At 70.8% G+C, this 18,095-nt stretch carries 17 protein-coding genes; 12 read left to right on the top strand and 5 right to left on the bottom strand.

The window, feature by feature from the left end; genetic code table 11:
- Window positions 1-194: 194 nt before the first annotated feature.
- Window positions 195-791, top strand: a complete 597-nt coding sequence (locus G8D98_RS12305; RefSeq protein WP_166103713.1) for a hypothetical protein — start codon at window positions 195-197, stop codon at window positions 789-791.
- 17 nt (window positions 792-808) lie between these two features.
- Here G8D98_RS12305 and G8D98_RS12300 read toward each other — a convergent pair whose 3' ends face one another.
- The 3 genes from G8D98_RS12300 to cysD are packed head-to-tail and all read right to left on the bottom strand — an operon-like array spanning window position 809 to window position 3,762.
- Window positions 809-1,606 carry an exodeoxyribonuclease III gene (locus tag G8D98_RS12300; protein WP_166103711.1) on the bottom strand — a complete coding sequence of 266 codons (798 nt, stop codon included), beginning with the start codon at window positions 1,604-1,606 and terminating at the stop codon, window positions 809-811.
- A gap of 3 nt (window positions 1,607-1,609) precedes the next feature.
- The gene (locus tag G8D98_RS12295; protein WP_166103708.1) at window positions 1,610-2,851 is read right to left on the bottom strand and encodes a sulfate adenylyltransferase subunit 1; all 1,242 of its coding nucleotides are present in this window, start codon (window positions 2,849-2,851) and stop codon (window positions 1,610-1,612) included.
- Complete coding sequence (gene cysD, locus G8D98_RS12290; protein ID WP_166103705.1) at window positions 2,851-3,762, bottom strand: sulfate adenylyltransferase subunit CysD; 912 nt, start codon at window positions 3,760-3,762, stop codon at window positions 2,851-2,853. Before cysD ends, G8D98_RS12295 begins: the two co-directional genes overlap by 1 nt.
- A gap of 110 nt (window positions 3,763-3,872) precedes the next feature.
- Between cysD and cysC the strand changes: the two genes are divergently transcribed.
- Genes cysC through G8D98_RS12275 form a run of 3 tightly spaced genes read left to right on the top strand, consistent with a single transcriptional unit; the run spans window position 3,873 to window position 6,743 of the window.
- Window positions 3,873-5,003: an adenylyl-sulfate kinase gene (cysC, locus tag G8D98_RS15370; protein WP_229661768.1), complete on the top strand. Its 1,131-nt coding sequence runs from the start codon at window positions 3,873-3,875 to the stop codon at window positions 5,001-5,003.
- Window positions 4,996-5,994, top strand: coding sequence for a sulfite exporter TauE/SafE family protein (locus tag G8D98_RS12280; protein ID WP_166103702.1), 999 nt, complete (start codon window positions 4,996-4,998; stop codon window positions 5,992-5,994). Before cysC ends, G8D98_RS12280 begins: the two co-directional genes overlap by 8 nt.
- Window positions 5,991-6,743, top strand: coding sequence for a 3'(2'),5'-bisphosphate nucleotidase CysQ (locus G8D98_RS12275; protein ID WP_166103699.1), 753 nt, complete (start codon window positions 5,991-5,993; stop codon window positions 6,741-6,743). Before G8D98_RS12280 ends, G8D98_RS12275 begins: the two co-directional genes overlap by 4 nt.
- An 18-nt stretch (window positions 6,744-6,761) precedes the next feature.
- Here G8D98_RS12275 and G8D98_RS12270 read toward each other — a convergent pair whose 3' ends face one another.
- The gene (locus tag G8D98_RS12270) at window positions 6,762-7,724 is read right to left on the bottom strand and encodes a beta propeller repeat protein (RefSeq protein ID WP_166103696.1); all 963 of its coding nucleotides are present in this window, start codon (window positions 7,722-7,724) and stop codon (window positions 6,762-6,764) included.
- A gap of 128 nt (window positions 7,725-7,852) precedes the next feature.
- On the opposite strand from G8D98_RS12270, the gene G8D98_RS12265 reads away from it, so the two are divergent.
- Complete coding sequence (locus tag G8D98_RS12265; protein ID WP_166103693.1) at window positions 7,853-9,241, top strand: tyrosine-protein kinase domain-containing protein; 1,389 nt, start codon at window positions 7,853-7,855, stop codon at window positions 9,239-9,241.
- A gap of 7 nt (window positions 9,242-9,248) precedes the next feature.
- Here G8D98_RS12265 and G8D98_RS12260 read toward each other — a convergent pair whose 3' ends face one another.
- Window positions 9,249-9,797, bottom strand: coding sequence for an arsenate reductase/protein-tyrosine-phosphatase family protein (locus G8D98_RS12260; RefSeq protein ID WP_166103690.1), 549 nt, complete (start codon window positions 9,795-9,797; stop codon window positions 9,249-9,251).
- A gap of 140 nt (window positions 9,798-9,937) precedes the next feature.
- Between G8D98_RS12260 and G8D98_RS12255 the strand changes: the two genes are divergently transcribed.
- The 7 genes from G8D98_RS12255 to G8D98_RS12225 all read left to right on the top strand — a co-directional run bounded on the left by G8D98_RS12255 (window position 9,938) and on the right by G8D98_RS12225 (window position 18,092).
- Window positions 9,938-11,758, top strand: a complete 1,821-nt coding sequence (locus tag G8D98_RS12255) for a polysaccharide biosynthesis protein (RefSeq protein ID WP_229661769.1) — start codon at window positions 9,938-9,940, stop codon at window positions 11,756-11,758.
- A 661-nt stretch (window positions 11,759-12,419) separates the two neighbouring features.
- Entirely contained in the window at window positions 12,420-13,106 is a 687-nt protein-coding gene (locus G8D98_RS12250; RefSeq protein WP_166103685.1) for a sugar transferase, read from the top strand.
- The gene (locus G8D98_RS12245) at window positions 13,037-13,969 is read left to right on the top strand and encodes a sulfotransferase (protein ID WP_338088779.1); all 933 of its coding nucleotides are present in this window, start codon (window positions 13,037-13,039) and stop codon (window positions 13,967-13,969) included. The genes G8D98_RS12250 and G8D98_RS12245 overlap by 70 nt, the downstream gene beginning before the upstream one ends.
- On the top strand, window positions 13,962-15,143 hold the full coding sequence (locus G8D98_RS12240) for a DegT/DnrJ/EryC1/StrS family aminotransferase (protein ID WP_166103679.1): 1,182 nt from the start codon (window positions 13,962-13,964) through the stop codon (window positions 15,141-15,143). Before G8D98_RS12245 ends, G8D98_RS12240 begins: the two co-directional genes overlap by 8 nt.
- Before the next feature lie 41 nt (window positions 15,144-15,184).
- A complete protein-coding gene (locus G8D98_RS12235; protein ID WP_166103676.1) occupies window positions 15,185-16,426 on the top strand; it encodes a lipopolysaccharide biosynthesis protein in 1,242 nt (413 codons plus the stop codon).
- A 302-nt stretch (window positions 16,427-16,728) separates the two neighbouring features.
- Entirely contained in the window at window positions 16,729-17,451 is a 723-nt protein-coding gene (locus G8D98_RS12230) for a class I SAM-dependent methyltransferase (protein WP_166103674.1), read from the top strand.
- Window positions 17,448-18,092 (top strand): CatB-related O-acetyltransferase, encoded by a 645-nt coding sequence (locus G8D98_RS12225; protein ID WP_166103671.1) that lies wholly within the window; start codon window positions 17,448-17,450, stop codon window positions 18,090-18,092. The genes G8D98_RS12230 and G8D98_RS12225 overlap by 4 nt, the downstream gene beginning before the upstream one ends.
- The last annotated feature ends 3 nt before the right edge of the window (window positions 18,093-18,095 follow it).

The raw sequence follows: 18,095 nt of genomic DNA, 5'->3' as shown, positions 1-18,095 counted from the left end.
CCCTTCCCAGGGGATAGCCTCCGGGCGTGGTCCACGTCTCCCGCAGCCCTCGGCGCGCAGCCGGCGCTCTTCTCGTCCAGGTCGCGCTCGGCGCAGGTGTCGTGGCGGGCTGCTCGTCGGGCACGACGTCGGCCTCGTCGTCGAGCTCCGCTCCCTCGACGCCGGCGACCTCCCCCGCGAGCACCCTCCTGGACGTGAGCACGCCCGCAGCCTTCGGGGCCGGGCTCGAGGCCGGCCTGAAGGGGATGGGGCAGTGCGAGTCGCACCAGCAGGTCGAGGGCGAGCAGTTCCGCAGCCAGGCCCTGATGAGCCTCGGTGACCCGCTCGCCGCCAAGATCGACCTGGCCCTCTCGCCGTCGGCCGGCCGCACGGAGGTGACGACGCTGGTGATGCTCGACGGGACGACGTACGCCCACCGGGGTGGCCCGGGGGACCCGTGGCGTGTCGTGGCCCGCCGGCCGATGAGCGCCATCGTCCACGAGATGGACTGCCGCAGCGTCCTGGGCAGCCTCGGAAAGGCGATGCGCAGCGTCCGGGCCGGTGACGAGGGCACGGTCCAGGACTCGCCGGCGCAGCGGTACGAGGTCGACTACGACACGGCCGCCTGGGCGTCCGCCATCGGTGACGCGACGGCTCCCGACGCCGCGACCGCGACCATGGTCGTGTCGGTCGTCGACGGCCAGCTCGCCCAGCTCGAGGTGACGACCCCGCTGGCGCGCACCACCGAGTACGCCTGGTTCCCCGGAGAGCCCGACGTCGTGGCTCCGCCCGCCGACCTGGTCGCGAAGTAGCCCGCAGGCACCGCCCGTCAGAGGTCGTAGTCGACGAGCACCGGTGCGTGGTCGCTCCAGCGCTCGGCGTACGTCGCGGCCCGGCCGACCCGCGCGCGGACCGCACGCGCCGCAAGTGGTGCGGTGGCCAGCTGGTAGTCGATCCGCCACCCGGCGTCGTTGTCGAACGCCGACCCGCGCCAGGACCACCACGTGTAGGGGCCCGGGCCCGGGCCGTGGAGGCGTCGGTGGACGTCGACGAGGCCGTGCTCGGCCGCCCACCGCGTCAGGTGGGCCTGCTCCTCGGGCAGGAAGCCGGCGCGGCCACGGTTGCCCTTCCAGTTCTTCAGGTCGTGCTCGGTGTGGGCGACGTTGAGGTCACCGGTGAGGACCGCGAGCCGCCCCTCCCGGGCCCACGCCGCGACCCGCGCCCCCACCGCCTCGAGGAAGCGCTGTTTCTCCTCCTGGCGCGGTGTCCCGGCCTCACCGGTGTGTACGTAGGCGGACGCCACGGTGACGCAGGCCCCGTCGAGCAGGACGTCGGCCTCCACCCAGCGCCCCGCGCCGTCGAACTCCGCGCCGACGTCGGTGCGGACCTCCTTGAGCGGGTGCGGTGTCAACAGCGCAACCCCGGCGCGGCCCTTGGTCGAGCTCGGGCTGTGCGCGACCTCCCAGCCCTCCAGGCCGGTCCCGGCGACGGCGGCGCGCAGCTGCGCGTCGTCGGCGCGCACCTCCTGGAGGGTGACCACGTCAGCCCCGCAGGCAGCGAGCCACTCGACCCCACCGCGCCGGCGAGCGGCGCGGATCCCGTTGACGTTGGCGGATGCGAGGAGCACCCGTCAGTTGATCATCCCCGCGCCGACCGTGACCCCGGTGGCCTCGTCGATGAGGATGAAGGAGCCGGTCGTGCGGTTCTGCTCGTAGGGGTCGACGAGCAGCTGCTGGGTCGTGCGCAGGCTCACCCGGCCGATCTCGTTGAGCCCGAGCTCCTGGGAGTCGGTGTCCCGGTGAAGGGTGTTGATGTCGAGCCGGTACTGGATGTCGCGCACGACCGCCCGGGCCACCCGCGTCGTGTGCTTGATCGCGAGCTTCTGGCGCGGGCGCAGCGGCTCGCGGGTCATCCACGAGATCATCGCGTCGAGGTCCTGCGTCGGCTCCGGCGCGTTGCGGGTCCGGCAGATCATGTCGCCGCGCGAGACGTCGATGTCGTCCTCGAGCCGCACGACGACCGACATCGGCGGGAAGGCCTCGTCGATCTCGTGGTCGAAGGCGTCGATTGCGGCGATCCGGCTGGTCAGCCCGCTCGGGAGGACCATGACCTCGTCGCCGGGCTTGAGGACGCCGCTGGCGACCTGGCCCGCGTACCCGCGGTAGTCGTGGTACTCGTCGGACTTGGGGCGGATGACGTACTGGACGGGGAAGCGCACGTCGCGCAGGTCGCGGTCCGAGGCGATGTGCACGTTCTCGAGGTGGTGCATGAGGGAGGAGCCCTCGAACCACGGCATGTTCTCGCTGCGGGTCACGACGTTGTCGCCCTGGAGGGCCGAGATCGGGATGACCTCGAGGTCGGGCACGTTGAGCCGGGAGGCGAACGTGACGAACTCGTCCCGGATCCGCTCGAAGACCTCCTGGGACCAGTCGACGAGGTCCATCTTGTTCACCGCGAGGACGAGGTGGGGCACCCGCAGCAGCGACAGGAGGACGGCGTGCCGGCGCGACTGCTCGGTGAGGCCCTGGCGGGCGTCGACGAGGACGAGGCCGAGGTCGGCCGTCGAGGCGCCGGTGACCATGTTCCGGGTGTACTGCACGTGCCCGGGAGTGTCGGCGATGATGAACTTGCGCCGCGGGGTGGCGAAGTACCGGTAGGCGACGTCGATCGTGATGCCCTGCTCCCGCTCGGAGCGCAGGCCGTCGGTGAGCAGCGCGAGGTCGGTGTAGTCGTAGCCGCGGGCCGTCGAGGTGACCTCGACCGCCTCGAGCTGGTCCTCGAAGATCGCCTTCGAGTCCAGCAGCAGCCGCCCGATGAGGGTGGACTTCCCGTCGTCGACGGAGCCCGCCGTGGCGAATCGCAGCAGGTCCATCAGAAGTAGCCCTCCTTCTTGCGGTCCTCCATGGCAGCCTCGGAGAACCGGTCGTCACCGCGGGTGGCCCCGCGCTCGGTGACCCGCGCCACCGAGATCTCCTCGACGATGGCGTCGAGTGTCGAGGCCTCGCTCTCGACACAGCCGGTCAGCGTGAGGTCGCCGACCGTGCGGAAACGCACGGTGCGCTCGGCTGCCTCCTCGCCGGGGCGGCACGGGTTGAGCGGGCTCTCGGTGAGCAGCATCCCGTCGCGCTCGAAGACCCGCCGCTGGTGGGCGAAGTAGATCGAGGGGATCTCGATCTGCTCTCGGGCGATGTAGTGCCAGATGTCGAGCTCGGTCCAGTTCGACAGCGGGAAGATCCGCATGTGCTCGCCCTCGTGGAGGCGGCCGTTGTAGAGCGACCACAGCTCGGGGCGCTGGTTCTTGGGGTCCCACTGGCCGAACTCGTCGCGGTGGGAGTAGACCCGCTCCTTGGCCCGGGCCTTCTCCTCGTCGCGCCGGCCGCCACCGAACGCGGCGGTGAACCCGTGGGACTCGATGGCGTCGAGCAGCGTGCCCGTCTGCATCCGGTTGCGGCTCGTCTTGCCGTCGTCGACGACGACGCCCTTGGCGATGGCCTCCTCGACCGACGCCACGACGAGCCGTGCCCCGAGGCGCCCGACCCAGCGGTCCCGGGTCTCGAGGACCTCGGGGAAGTCCAGCCCGGTGTCGACCTGGAGCAGCGGGAAGGGCAGCCGCGCGGGGTGGAAGGCCTTCTCGGCGAGGCGCAGCATGACGATGGAGTCCTTGCCGCCCGAGAACATCAGCACGGGCCGCTCGAACTCCGCGACGACCTCGCGGAAGACATGGATCGACTCGGCCTCGAGCTCGTCGAGGTGCGAGAGCCGATACTCGGCATGGGTCTGCACGGGTGATCCTCTCCGTCCCGGGGAACGCGCAGAACCCTACCCGAGGTCAGCCGGCCCCGATCCGGGGCCACCGCATCCGGGATGACCCGGAACACGGCACACTGTGGCGGGTGAGCCCGACCATGCCGTCCGTCGCCCCGTCACCGGCCGACCTCGACGACCTCGTCCTCCTCCGCCGCGGCCTCTACGGCCCGGACGCGCGCATGCGTCCCCTCCACCTTTCGGGTGACCTCGCGGCCCGGGCCCTCACGGCCGGCGCGCTCCAGGTCGTCGACCCCGAGGGCGTCCCGGTCGCCCGGGTCGAGCAGCTCCGGGACGCCGGCGAGGGGCGGGTCGAGGGCGAGCCGCAGTGGCTCTCGTGGCCCTCCGAGCGCCCCTTCGAGCGGCTGCTCCTCGAGGGGCCCGTCGACCTCTCCGGCGAGGACGTCCGGCTCGTCGAGTCGCCGGCGGACGTGCCGGAGGCGCCGGCGGACGGCTCCCACATCCTCGTCATCGCCTCGACCTCGCTCGACGGGCCGTCGGCGGGCACCGACACCGTGCGGGCGGCCGTCGCCGCCGCCGCATCCGGCGCGAGCGTCCACGTCGTCCCCCTCCCGCCGGGCGACGCCGAGCGCCGCGAGGCCCTGCTGCGCACCCTCGGGCTGGACCCCACCGACCTCCCGGCCTCCGGCGGGACTGCCGCTGCCTCGCCGCCCCGGGGCGCCGGGGTCGTCGTGCTGCTCACCGGCCTGTCCGGCTCGGGCAAGTCCACGGTGGCCCGCGCCGCGGCGATCCGGCTCGTCGAGGAGGGCTCGCCGCTGACTCTCCTCGACGGCGACATCGTGCGCCGCCACCTGACGGCCGGGCTCGGCTTCTCCCCCGCCGACCGGCGCACCAACGTCCTGCGCATCGGCTGGGTGGCCGCCGAGGTCGCCCACCACGGCGGCATCGCCGTGTGCAGCCCGATCGCGCCCGAGGACACCGTGCGTCGCCAGGTGGCCGCCCTCGTCGCCGAGCGCGGCGGGCGCTTCCTCCTCGTCCACGTGGCCACGCCGCTCGAGGAGTGCGAGCGCCGCGACCGCAAGGGCCTCTACGCGGCCGCGCGGCGCGGCGAGATCCCCGACTTCACCGGCATCTCCGCGCCGTACGACGTCCCGGGGGCGCCCGACCTGCGCCTCGACACCACCGGCCGCTCCGTCCAGGAGTGTGCCGACGAGGTCCTCGCCCTCGTCCACAGCGTCCGGGAGAACCTCGATGCCTGACGCCCTGCTCAGCGGCGACGCCGCCGCCGTCCTCGTCGTCAGCCTCGCGGTCGGCGTCGTCGTCGGCCTGACCGGGATGGGCGGTGGCGCGCTGATGACGCCCGCGCTGGTCTTCCTCGGCATCCCCCCGACGGCTGCCGTCGCCAACGACCTCGTGGCCGCGGCGGTGAACAAGTCGGTCGGTGCGGCGGTGCACGCCCGCCAGGGCTCGCCCGACCTTCGGCTCGCCGGGCTGCTCATTACCGGCTCGGTGCCCGGGGCGTTCCTCGGGGCCTGGCTTACCGGCCGGCTCGGGACCGGTGACGAGGCCGAGGAGGCGCTGCGGATGGTCCTCGGGGCCACCCTGCTGCTCACCGCCGCCACGTACACGCTGCGGGTCTACGGCTCGACCTTCCACGGCTGGGGCAGCGGCAGCGACTCGGGCCGCCAGGTCAAGGTCGTGCCGACGGTCGTCGTCGGCGTCGTCGGCGGGGTGCTCGTCGGGCTGACGAGTGTCGGCGCGGGCTCGATCATCATGATCTCCCTGCTCCTGCTCAACCCCGGCATGTCCGCCAAGCGCCTCGTGGGCACCGACCTCGTGCAGGCCATCCCGCTCGTCGTCGCCGCGGCCGTCGGCCACGTCGTCGTCACCGGGGTGGACTGGGCGGTGCTCGTGCCGCTCGTGCTCGGCGGCGCCCCCGGCACCTTCCTCGGGGCCCGGCTCTCGGCCTGGGTCCCCTCCGGCGCGGTGCGCCGCGGCATCGTCATCGTGCTCACCCTGACCGCCCTGAGCCTCCTGCGCGTCCCGCCGGAGTTCGTCGGCGCCATCGGCGCGGGGCTGCTCGTCCTCGGGCCGCTGGCCTGGGCGATGCTGCGCCAGGCGCACGGGCTGCCCGCCTTCGGCGGCGGTGACCGCTCCGGCGACGGGCCGGACCTCGACCCGGACCCGGGCCCCGAGGCCGCACCCGACCCGGACCCCGACCCCCATCCCGACGAGAGGACCCCCCGATGACCCCCTCCCCCGACGACCACGAGGTCGCCGCCGCCGTCGCCGAGGAGGCGGGCCGGCTGCTCGTCGACGTGCGTGCCGAGCACGCCGACCTCGAGGGCTCGGCGCTGAAGGACCTCGGCGACCGCGAGGCCCACGAGCGCATCGTGGCCCTGCTCGGGCAGGCCCGGCCCGAGGATGCCGTGCTCAGCGAGGAGGGCGCCGACGACCTGCGCCGGCTCCAGGCCTCCCGGGTGTGGATCGTCGACCCGCTCGACGGCACGCGCGAGTTCTCCGAGCGGCCCCGGGACGACTGGGCCGTCCACGTCGCGCTGTGGCAGGAGGGCCGGCTCGTCGCCGGCGCGGTGGCCCTGCCGGCGCGCGGCGTCGTGCACCGGATGGACCGCCCGCAGCCGCTCCCGCCCCGGCCGGAGGGCCCGGTCCGCCTCGCGGTGAGCCGCAGCCGGCCGCCGGCCTTCGTCGTCGACCTCGCCGAGCGTCTCGGTGCCGAGCTCGTGGCCATGGGCTCGGCCGGCGTCAAGGCGATGGCGGTCATCGACGGCACCGTCGACGCCTACGTCCATGCCGGCGGTCAGTACGAGTGGGACTCCGCCGCGCCGGTCGCGGTGGCGATCGGCCACGGCCTCGCACCGACCCGCCTCGACGGCTCGCCCCTGGAGTACAACCGCGAGAACCCGTGGCTGCCCGACCTCGTGCTGGCCCGTGCGGAGGTCGACGACGAGGTGCGGGGGGCGCTGGCCGGGCTCGCCTGAGCCCCGCGTCCCGGCGCCTCAGCGGCCGGGCCAGCCCCCGACCGGCTCGAAGGTCGCCTGCGCGACCTCGGCGGAGTCACCGCGCAGCAGCTCGTCCCCGGCGAGGACCCAGACGGTGTCGTCGGCCACCGAGACCGACATCCGCCCCGCGGCCGGCCGGGCGTCCTCGAGGCAGCGGGCCTCGCGCGCCGTCCCGGTGCTCAGCTGCACGAGGCGCACGCCGGGGCAGTCGCCCCCGACGGCGGCGAGCACTCCCTCGTCCGGCCCGGTGAGCGAGAGCGCGGCCAGCCCGTCCAGGCGGAGGGTGACCGCCCACGTGTCCCCGTTGTCGAGCGTGGAGCGCAGCGTGCCGTCACCGCAGGCCACCGCGCCCACACCGCCCCGCAGCCCGGAGAGGTCCACGACGTCGGCACCGTCGCAGGGGGTCACCGGGTCGCCACCGGGTCGGTGCAGCAGCCCGGGGTTCTGGGGGTCACGGCCCCAGGCGGCGGCCGCGGATCCGGCGTCGCTCCACGAGGCACCGCCGTCGGCGGTGTTCCACAGGAGGAACCGGCACTCCTCGTCGCCCCCGACGGCGAAGGCCGCGGCACCCCCGGTCGGACGGACGCGGGTGACGGCACCCGGCGCGTCGTGCGAGGCCCAGGAGGCCCCACCGTCGGTGCTCACGTGGACGCGACCGGGCTGCCCGCAGCGGCCGACGTCGAGCGCCCACACGCTCTCGCTCCCGGCGGCGGCGACGGTCCTGCGGGCGGGCTCCGCCGTCTCTGCCGGCGCCTGCGTGGGCTCGCTCGTCGAGGGGCCCGGCGACGCGGGGGTCGTGGCCGGGGCAGCGGAGGTCGGCGCGGGTGAGGACGCGGCGCCCGAGGGCACGCTGAGCGCGGTGGAGCGCACGGCGAGGACGACGAGGACGAGGTCGAGGACGACGAAGGCGGCCAGACCGGCCGTCGCGAGGGCCCGCCGGGCCCGGCCCGAAGGCTTCACGGTGCTCCCCTCCTCCGACACGCCTGCGACCGCTCGCCGGGCCCCGCCCCCGACACTGGACGGCTACCATCATCCACGATGTAGGGAGGCTGTGACCTGCGCCTCTCCGAAGACCTCGAGGACGGCCCGTGGAGCTCCAGGACTACCTGCACGTCGTACGCAAGCGGTGGCGGGTGATCCTCCTCGTCGTCCTCGTCACCGTGGCCGCCGCCGCGGCAGCGACGCTGGCCGCGACCAAGCAGTACGAGTCGACCTCCCAGTACTTCGTCTCCACGACCGGCTCGGACGACAGCGGCTCGCTCCTCCAGGGCAGCACCTTCACCCAGCAGCGGGTCAAGTCCTACACCCAGCTGCTCACGACGCCCCGCATCCTCGAGCCCGTCGCCGAGGCGGTCGGCGGGTCGGCCGACGCGCTCGCGAGCGAGGTCACGGCGACCTCCCCGCCGGACACCGTCCTCATCGAGGTCGCCGTGCGCGACCCCGACCCCGCCCGGGCCACCGCCATCGGGGAGGCCATCGCGGCCGAGTTCCCCTCGGCGGTCTCCGAGCTGGAGAGCCCCGAAGGTGGCGCGAGCAGCCCGGTCAAGGTCACCGTGGTGCAGGCCCCCTCCACCCCCACCTCCCCGGCGAGCCCGCAGCCGGTGCGCAACCTCGCCCTCGGGGTGGTGCTCGGCCTGCTGCTCGGCCTCGGTGCCGCCGTCCTGCGCGAGATGCTCGACAAGGGGGTGAGGACCGCCGAGGACGTCAAGGCGATCACCGACGTGCCGGTCCTCGGCAGCATCGCCTTCGACCCGGAGACGCCCAAGCGACCGCTCATCGTCGAGGTCGACCCACGCTCGCCGCGGGCCGAGGCCTTCCGGTCGCTGCGGACCAACCTCCAGTTCGTCGACGCGGCCACCCACCCCCGGACGATCGCGGTCACCTCCTCGGTCGCCGGTGAGGGCAAGAGCACCGTCACCGCCAACCTCGCGCTGACGATGGCCCAGGCCGGCTCCCGGGTCTGCCTCGTCGAGGGCGACCTGCGCCGGCCGAAGGTGCTCGACTACATGGGCCTCGAGGGAGCCGTCGGGCTCACCGACGCGCTCATCGACCGCGCCGACGTCATGGACCTCGTCCAGCCCTACGGCGGGACGAGCCTGTGGGTGCTCGGCGCCGGCCACATCCCCCCGAACCCCTCGGAGCTGCTCGGCTCCTCGGCGATGCGGACGTTGCTGGAGCAGCTGCGGGTGCGCTTCGACTACGTCGTCATCGACGCGCCGCCCGCCCTGCCGGTCACCGACGCCGTTGTGCTGTCCAAGGTCACCGACGGCGCCATCGTCGTCGTCGGGGCGGGCATCGTCGACCGGGACCAGGTATCCCACGCCCTGGACACGTTGGGGTCGGTTGGTGGCCGTGCTCTCGGGGTCGTCCTCAACCGCGTGCCGCCGAGGGCGCTGGAGGCGTACGGGCACTACTCCTACGAAACCCCAGAACACGCCGCGACGCGGCGGGAGCGCGCGCGGGTCAGCCAGGCCTGAGCCGCGCTCAGCCGCCTCGCGCGGCTCGGAGCGCGGCGACCACCGGCGGCAGCGCCGCCTCCACCTGGGCGGCCATGAGGTAGAAGTCCGCCGGGCCCCCGCCGACCGGGTCGTGGACGTCGACCCCCTCCTGACGGGCGGCGACGAGCCCTCGCCGGTCGAGTGCCGCGGCGAGGACGCACTCCGTGGCGCTCTGCTCGGGTGCGGCGCCAGTGAGGTCGTGCGCCGGCACACCGTCGAGCAGGTCGGCGAGGTCGCGCAACGTCGTCGTGCGGCGGAGGCAGGCGGGGTACAGCCGGGTGACCTCGGCCCGATGGGAGCGCGCGGCGGTGACGACGACGTCGGCGTCCTCGAGCATCGCGACGGTGAGCTGCCGGGCCCGGAACCCCTCGATGTCGGCTCCACGGGCCACGAGGCGCGAGCGCGTGCCCGGGTCCATCTCGTGTCCGACGAGCGCCGCGGTCCCCGCGCTGGAGACCTCGACGCCGGTGCCGGCGAGCTCCTGGCGCAGCCGGCGCTCGATGTAGGGGGAGCGACAGATGTTGCCGGTGCACACGACCAAAAGTGCGCCTGACCTCCGCAAAGGCACCTCCTGGGTTATCCTCGAGCCCGGTGTGGCCGACAGGGGCGGCCGTCACGGGGTGGGCGTGCGCAGCGCGCCCACTGTAGCCGCGACGGAAGCGAGGGGACATGGACGTGGAGTCGTCACTCGGCGCTCGCCGGCGCCACCAGCTGCACACGCGGCTGCGGTGGACGACGGCCGATGCCGCGCTCTGGGTGATCGCCCTGGTCGTCGCCACCTCGCTGCGGCTGGACTTCGCCATCCCGACCCAGTTCCTCCACGGCCTTGTCGTCGCCGCCGTCGTCGCCGTGGTCCTGCAAGCGACCGTCGGCTGGGTGTGGGGGCCGTACGCCGTCAGCCACGAGCTCGGCTCGTTCGAGGAGACGGGCGAGCTCGCCCGCGCGACGGTGTCCACCGGGCTGGTCCTGGCCTTCGCCGCCGCGCTCACCGACCTCGTGCAGATCCCACGCAGCGTGCCGGTCACCGCCACCGTGCTGGCGCTGACCTCGATGTTCGCCCTGAGGTTCGTCGTGCGTTCACGCCGCACGAGGCGCGTCCGCCGGATCAAGGGCGCTCGCCGCGCGGTCGTCTTCGGCGCCGGGGACGGCGGACGGATCCTCGTGCGCAGCCTCGTCCACGACCCCGCCAGCGGCGTGCAGGCGGTCGCGCTGCTCGACGACGACCCGGCCAAGGCGCGCCTGACCATCTCCGGGGTGCGGGTCCGCGGGCGCAGCGCCGACCTGCCCCGGGTGGCCGAGCGTTTCGGCGCCGACACCCTCGTCATCGCGGTGCCGAGCGCGTCGGCCGAGCTGGTGCGCGAGCTGTCGGCGCTGGCCGCGGCGGCCGGGCTGTCGGTCCTCATCCTGCCGCCGGTCCGCGAGATGATCGGGGGGCGGCCCAGCGCCTCCGACCTGCGCGACCTCGACGTCGCCGACCTGCTCGGCCGCCAGCCGGTCGAGCTCGACACGGCCGCCATCGCCGAGCACCTCGCCGGCCGCCGCATCCTCGTCACCGGTGCCGGGGGCTCCATCGGCTCCGAGCTGTGCCGGCAGATCGCGCAGTTCCTCCCCGAGCAGCTGTTCATGCTCGACCGGGACGAGTCGGGCCTGCACGCCACCCAGATGTCGATCGAGGGCCGTGCCCTGCTCGACAGCGACGAGCTCGTCCTGTGCGACATCCGCGACGAGGAGGAGCTGCACGCCGTCTTCGCCCGCACCCGCCCCGACGTCGTCTTCCACGCGGCGGCCCTGAAGCACCTGACGATGCTCGAGCGTCACCCGGCGGAGGCGTTCAAGACCAACGTGCTCGGCACGCGCAACGTGCTCCGGGCCGCCCGCAAGGCCGGGGTATCGACGGTCGTCAACATCTCCACCGACAAGGCCGCCAACCCCACGTGCGTCCTCGGCTGGTCCAAGCGGGTCGCCGAACGGCTGACGGCTGCCGTCGACGCCGACGAGCCGGGTGCCAGGTACCTGAGCGTCCGGTTCGGCAACGTCCTCGGCTCGCGCGGCTCGGTGGTCGTCGCGTTCACCGAGCAGATCCGGCAGGGTGGTCCCGTGACGGTGACCCACCCCGACGTCGAGCGCTACTTCATGCTCATCCCCGAGGCCTGCCAGCTCGTCCTCCAGGCGAGCAGCATCGGCGAGGGCGGCGAGGTCATGGTCCTCGACATGGGCACTCCGGTGAAGATCGACGACGTCGCCCGCTCGATGATCCAGATGTCCGGCCGCTCCGACGTCGAGGTCGAGTACACCGGGCTGCGTCCGGGCGAGAAGCTCACCGAGGAGCTGTTCAGCCCCGACGAGGATGTGCGCCCCTCTAGCCACCCCCTCATCACGAGCGTTGCAGTCCCTGGCCTCGACCAGGACGATCTCCAGCCACCTCATCCGGAGGACGACCCCCGGTCATGGCTCGTCGCCTACTCGGCACTGGGGTCGGTGGGCTCCAGACAGTGACCTCCCTGCTAGTCACCGGCGTCGTGTGCGCGACGGCGACGGCGCTGTCCGCCGCGCTGCTCATCCCCCGTCTGCGTCGCGCCGACCGGCTCGACGTCCCGAACCATCGCTCGTCGCACACCGTGCCGACCCCGCGCGGTGGAGGCCTGGCCATCATCGCCGGCACGGCCGTCGCTGCACTGAGCACCCTGCTCGGCCCGGCGTGGCCCACCGACGCGTGGATGCTGCTGGGCGCGGCAGTTGTGCTGGGCCTCGTGGGGCTCACGGACGACATCCGCGGGCTGCAGCCCGTCCCTCGGCTACTCGCCCAGGTCGGCGTGAGAGCTGCTGCCGGAGCGGCGGTCGGTGGCGTGCTCGGTCCCGTCGTCGTACCCACGGCCACGAGGCTCGCCCCCGCCTGTGAGTGCATCCGCTACCGTGCTTCGAGTGGCCGCGCTTCCAGACCAGACCGGGGGCCTCTGGCGCTGCCGTCCCGTCCGTCAGCACCGAGAGCGTCCTGGACAATGCTCGGCACCGACCTGCCCCGGCGCCACCTCCTAGTCTTCCAGGACAACGCCGAGCTGGGGACGACCGGAAGCACGCCGAACTCGTGGGCGCTGCCGCGCGGCCGACCTCACACTCGAAGGTTCCGTCCGGGGAGCGGAAGGCGCGAGGAAGACCGATGACTAGGGTCCTCGACGTTGCGCTGGCTGCGCTCGGGTTGGTCCTGACGTCACCGCTGCTCGCCCTCGCTGCTGTTGGCGTCAAGTTGACAAGCGCTGGCCCGGTGCTCTTCAAAGCGTCCCGTGCCGGTCGAGACGGGAAACCGTTCTCGATGCTGAAGATCCGGACCATGGAGGTCGGAGCCGACCGCAGTGGGCCAATCACGGCGTCCCGGGACGCGCGCGTCTTCCCATGGGGCCGCCTGCTGCGACGACTCAAGGTCGATGAGTTGCCGCAGCTCATCAACGTGCTTCGCGGTGACATGTCCATGGTCGGTCCACGTCCCGAGGACATCGAGATCGTTCGGGATGGGTACACGCCGTTCATGCTCGAGTCACTGACTGTCCGGCCGGGGATCACCGGCCCAGGCTCGCTGAGCTACTTCGCGGATGAGTCGTCGCTGCCGACTGACCCCGAGCAGGCAAGGACCACCTATCTCGCGACGATACTCCCTCGTAAGATCGCGCTCGATCTGGTGTATGTGCGCCACAGGTCAGTCGCTTACTACGGCGAGTTGGTCATGCGAACTGTGGCGAGCATTTTCAGGCTGGATTCGATGTTCGCTGCGAGGAGTCGGTGGGAGCTCGCCACTGCGCGCGACTACTTGCGTGGTGTCCACGAAGGAGACCGAGAGCATTGGACCTGAAGCCGATCATTCTTGTGGGCGCGGCTCGGTCCGGCACCAAGGCGTTGCGCGACGCTCTGGCGATGGCCTCCGGCGTCGACGCCGTCCCCTACGACGTCACCTACGTCTGGCGATACGGCAATGACGCCATGCCGCACGACCGGCAGCTGCCCGCACACGCCAAGCCGAAGACCTCGCGTATGGTCCACACGTTCTTCCGCCGGTACGCGAACGCCGATGGCCGGCTCGTCGAAAAGACCGTGGGAACGTCGCTCCGTGTCGGATATGTCTCAACGTTGATGCCGGGTGCCAGCTTCGTACACCTGATCCGCGACGGTGTCGACGTGGCGGAGTCCTCGCGCCGGCAGTGGCTCGCGCCCGCCGAACTCGGATACCTCCGCGAGAAGGTTAGGCACTTCCCGCTGCGGCTCCTCGCCAGCTATGGGCGTCGATTCGTGCGATGGAATGTGGCGCAACGTCTCCGCGGAGACGACCGCGTCGCGAGTTGGGGCCCTAGGTACCCGGGTATGGACTCCGACGTGGTAACCGAGAGACTGCTGACGGTGTGCGCACGTCAGTGGGCTAACTCCGTCACCCTCGCGCTGGCTGACTTCCGCGACTACCAGATTCCCCACGTCGAGGTCCGCTACGAAGACCTGGTCGCGGATCCGGCTCGCGTGTTGCGTCTCGTCTTGGAGTTCAGCGGACTCGAGCCTCGCGACGAGGATCTCCGCCGTGGCGCGGCTACCATCACGGGCGGCCATGGCAGCCGGTCCTCGCTCGACGAGGCCGAGCTCCGGCTCCTCGACACCGAGATCGGCGAACTCCAGGTCGAGTTGGGGTACCGGCGGCCTCTTGACGAGATTCGGAGCCCGGATGCCTGAGAGGATTCCGTTCGCTCTTCCGGACATCACGGACGCCGAGGTGGACGCCGTGACCGCAGTCCTCAGGTCAAGGTGGCTGACCTCTGGGGCCGAGTGTCAGGCATTCGAGCGTGAGTTCGCTGCCGCGATCGGCGCAGAACACGCACTGGCTTTGAACTCGTGCACGGCAGCGCTCCACCTCAGCCTCGAGGCCTTGGGAGTCGGCCGGGGCGACCTGGTCTTCGTGCCCACCTACACCTTCGCCGCATCGGCCGAGGTGGTCCGGTACGTCGGTGCGCGCCCCATCCTCGTCGATGTAGACCCGGTGACACACAATCTCGACCCCGACGCACTCCGACTGGCGATCGAGGTATCGAGGCACCTCGGTGTGGCCAAGGCTGTCATCCCCGTCCATTTCGCGGGAGTGGCGTGCGAGTTGGACAGCCTGTGGGAGATCGCCCGCGAGTTCGACCTCGCCGTCGTCGAGGACGCCGCGCACGCATTTCCGGCATCCTATGCAGGTGCGCCGATCGGGACGATCCCGCCCGATATCCGCGGCACGAGTTGCTTCTCCTTCTACGCCACCAAGACGATCACCACCGGTGAGGGCGGCATGGTCACAACCAATGACCCTATCCTTGCTGGTCGGATGCGCGTCATGAGCCTGCACGGCCTGAGTCGTCAGGCGTGGAACCGGTACTCCGGCGGCACGTGGAAGTACGACATCGTGGCACCCGGGTTCAAGTACAACCTGACAGACCTAGCCGCGGCCATGGGGCGGACCCAGCTAGGACGCGCCCTGGAGATGCGGGACCGACGCCGAGAGATCGCCGAGCGGTACACGGCCGCCTTCTCCGACCTGACCAGCCTCGAAACGCCCGTGGTTCCTGACAACCGCGTGTCGGCGTGGCATCTGTACGTCCTTCGGCTCGCCGCGGGCGCATCTGAGGCGAAGCGAGACCAAGCCATCGACATGCTGTCAGCCGCGGGCATCGGGACGAGCATGCACTTCATCCCGCTCCACCTGCACAGCTACTACCGCACGACGTACGGCTACACACCGCAGGACCTTCCCGTCGCCTTGGATCTCTACCAGCGGTCCCTGTCCCTCCCGGGCTACAGCAGCATGAGCGACGAGGAAGTCGAACGCGTCATCGAGGCCGTCCGCGACATGAACGACGTCCTCGAGCCGTGAACGTGAGACACACTCTCCGATCGGGTAGCTCGGCGAGGCACGTGCTGACGCTGATGACTGGCACTGCCATGGCCCAGGCAATCCCGGTGGCGATCAGCCCGATCCTCACGCGCCTGTACGAGCCGTCCCAGATGGGCTTGCTGGCGCTCTTCGTGGCCCTCACCGCCATTCCTGCGGCGATCGCGAGCGGCCGCTACGAGTTGGCGATCCAGCTAGCAGACGACGACGATGATGCAATCAACGTCGCAGCACTGTCGCTCATCATTGCCGGAACGGTGGCGGCGATGCTCTTGGCGGTCGTGGTGGTTGCTGGTGGCCCCATAGCGCATCTTGTCGGAAACAGTGGCATTCAGCCGTGGCTGTATCTCGTGCCGCTGTCCGTGCTGCTCACGACGACGTTCACTGTGCTGACGTATCTCAATACTCGGGCGAAGCAGTTCAAGGACCTCGCCACGTCCAACGTGTTCAAGTCGGCCGTCATGGCGGTATTGCAGATGGGTGCCGGCGCGTTGAAGCTCGACGCTGTCGGCCTGATCGTCGGGCACATTGGTTCCCTAGTGGCTGGGAACGGCCGTCTGTCTCGCAATGCAGCGCGGGGCCGTAATCTACGCGCCATCGTCAGTCGCGACCGGATGAAGCTGCTCGCCAAGCGGTACGCGCGGATGTCCGCGTTCCTCACGCCCAGCACGCTCGCGAACACGCTCGCGAACAACCTCAGCAGCGTCCTGATCGCCAGCTTCTACTCGACCGCAACCCTCGGGTTCTACTCTCTGGCACAGCGCGCGCTCGGCGCTCCCCTGCAACTGCTGGGCAATGCGATCGGCCAGGTGTTCTTCCAGCGTGCGAGTGAGGCCAAGCGTGCGAAGGGCAGTGCCTACCCGGAGATGCGAAAGGCCCGCAACGCACTGCTGGCCTCCAGTGTCATCATCTTTGTGCCCTTGTACTTCGTGGTTGAGCCGCTGTTCGCGTTCGTCTTCGGAGAACCGTGGCGCACGACGGGAACCTACGCCCAGTTCCTCATCCCGATGATCGCCGCCCGGTTCGCTGCGTCACCCCTGGTTCTGATGAATCATGTCAACGAGCGGCACGGTGCCCATTTCTTATTCAACCTCGCGCTGCTCGGCACCACGATCCTGGTGATCGTCGGCGGTGGACACCTTGGGTTTCCGCCCGAGCGCATGTTCCTGATCCTTGGCCTCGCCAATGCCGCTCTGTACCTGGGGTTCATGATGTACGTGGGTATGGCGGCACGGCGATCTGACCTTGCTGCGCCCGCACGATGAGGATGAGGGAGATTGAAAGATGCCAGGGATTCACAAAAGAGGCCGGGCGATGGTCAAGAGCGCAGGCTACCGCGCCTTGGACGCACATGAAGGGCTCCACGCGCGGGCTACACAGCGCGCTGGGTACACACCCGGTGCGAGTGCGGCAGAACGGTGGCTGAGCGGGCTGACAGTCTCTCAACCGACCAGCGGCTGCCTCGCCGGCCAGGGCACCGCGAGCCTGACCATTCCTCATGACATTTGATTTATCAGGCCCCGCAGAGCCGGCGCAATGGAACTCGGCCCCGGAAAGAGTCGCCCAGATGAAGAGAATGGCTGGGGCGGCTGGACTGGACCTGACCGGATTCACCGACGCGCATTATGCGCTGCTCGACAACATCGTGAATCGGTACGTTGCCGAATTCTGCGCCTACCCGTGCCAGTCCTTGCGCACCATGAACCTGCGGCCCGGGGATGTGTTCCTGGACATCGGAGCCTTCCGAGGGTACGTCGCGGTCATGGCTGCTCAGCGGGTCGTTGACCACGGAGGGGTTTACGCGATCGAACCGATCGACGAGAACGGCTTCGTCGAGCATCACCGCGACATCAACCGGCTGACGAATCTCACAGCTCTGAAAGCTGCGGTCACAGCCGACGGTGGAGTCGAAGCAATCGACTTCTTCCGCACCGACAACCAAGGCAATGCAGCGGTCAAGGATCATCTGCGCGGCGATGCGCACACGACGCAAGTCGCCAACATGGGTGCCGAGGCTCTGCTCCGGCAGGTGGTCGACGAAATGTCCGAGGCGCGAAGGATCAGCTGTTCATTGACGACGAATGGCACGGAGGTCACGGTCGCCGAGGCCATGATCGACGCGCTGGAACCCATCGGCGGGATCGACTACGTCGAGATCGCCATTCCGGTGATCTTCACCGAGACCGAAGCTCGCGCCTTCGCCAGCCGGGTGGCCCCGCGGGGTTGGCACCGCACCCTCCGGCGCCCGTGGATGCGGCTCTGGCACACGAAGGGGACATCCCGACCATGATGCGAAGGATCGCAGGCTCGCTCCTCCTGGCCATCCGGCGCGTCGGCTTGTGGCGTCGGAACATTCATGTGGCCCTGGGGTCTCGGGTCGATCGGCGGGCCGTGATCGGCGACTGCACGAGGATCAACCGCGCGTCGGAGATCGGCAATTGCACGATCGGCGCCTACTGTGCCATCGGTGGACGCTTGGTCGTGCGGAGCACTGACCACTACATGGGCTATCCGAACATTCAGGACTGGGCCCAGGTCAAGGTTATCGGCTCGGACGTTGCCGTCGCCGGCAAGTCCAAGGGAGAGGTCGTCATCGGCAACGCCGTCTGGATTGGCGACTCGGTGATCATCCTGCCAGGAGTCACGGTCGGCAACGGCGCGGTCATAGGAGCCGGCAGCGTGGTCACGAAGTCCATCCCGCCGTATGCCGTGGCAGTGGGGAACCCCGCCCGGGTGATCAAGAAGCGGTTCAGCGATGAGATGATCGCGCTGCTCGAGCAGGTCCGGTGGTGGGAGTGGGACGTGACGACGCTCCGGGCGAGCAAGGAGTTCTTCGAAACCAACTTGTCCGAGGCAACGGTGACCGAGGTTGTCACCCTGCTTCGGCGGCTGGGCATGAACCTGACTGACGCGAGCGCCGAGGGGGGCTGAGCA

This window comes from Phycicoccus endophyticus (genome assembly GCF_011326735.1).
Classification (GTDB): Bacteria; Actinomycetota; Actinomycetes; order Actinomycetales; family Dermatophilaceae; genus Phycicoccus; species Phycicoccus endophyticus.
The sequence above is the reverse complement of the archived record's forward strand: the minus strand, read 5'-3'. Positions and strand labels throughout refer to the sequence as shown.

Bases quoted from the DNA above. Each gene is read 5' to 3' on its own strand.
- G8D98_RS12295 (WP_166103708.1), bottom strand. From the start codon at position 2,851: ATGGACCTGCTGCGATTCGCCACGGCGGGCTCCGTCGACGACGGGAAG.
- G8D98_RS12280 (WP_166103702.1), top strand. From the start codon at position 4,996: ATGCCTGACGCCCTGCTCAGCGGCGACGCCGCCGCCGTCCTCGTCGTC.
- G8D98_RS12275 (WP_166103699.1), top strand. From the start codon at position 5,991: ATGACCCCCTCCCCCGACGACCACGAGGTCGCCGCCGCCGTCGCCGAG.
- G8D98_RS12250 (WP_166103685.1), top strand. From the start codon at position 12,420: ATGACTAGGGTCCTCGACGTTGCGCTGGCTGCGCTCGGGTTGGTCCTG.
- G8D98_RS12240 (WP_166103679.1), top strand. From the start codon at position 13,962: ATGCCTGAGAGGATTCCGTTCGCTCTTCCGGACATCACGGACGCCGAG.
- G8D98_RS12230 (WP_166103674.1), top strand. From the start codon at position 16,729: ATGAAGAGAATGGCTGGGGCGGCTGGACTGGACCTGACCGGATTCACC.
- G8D98_RS12225 (WP_166103671.1), top strand. From the start codon at position 17,448: ATGATGCGAAGGATCGCAGGCTCGCTCCTCCTGGCCATCCGGCGCGTC.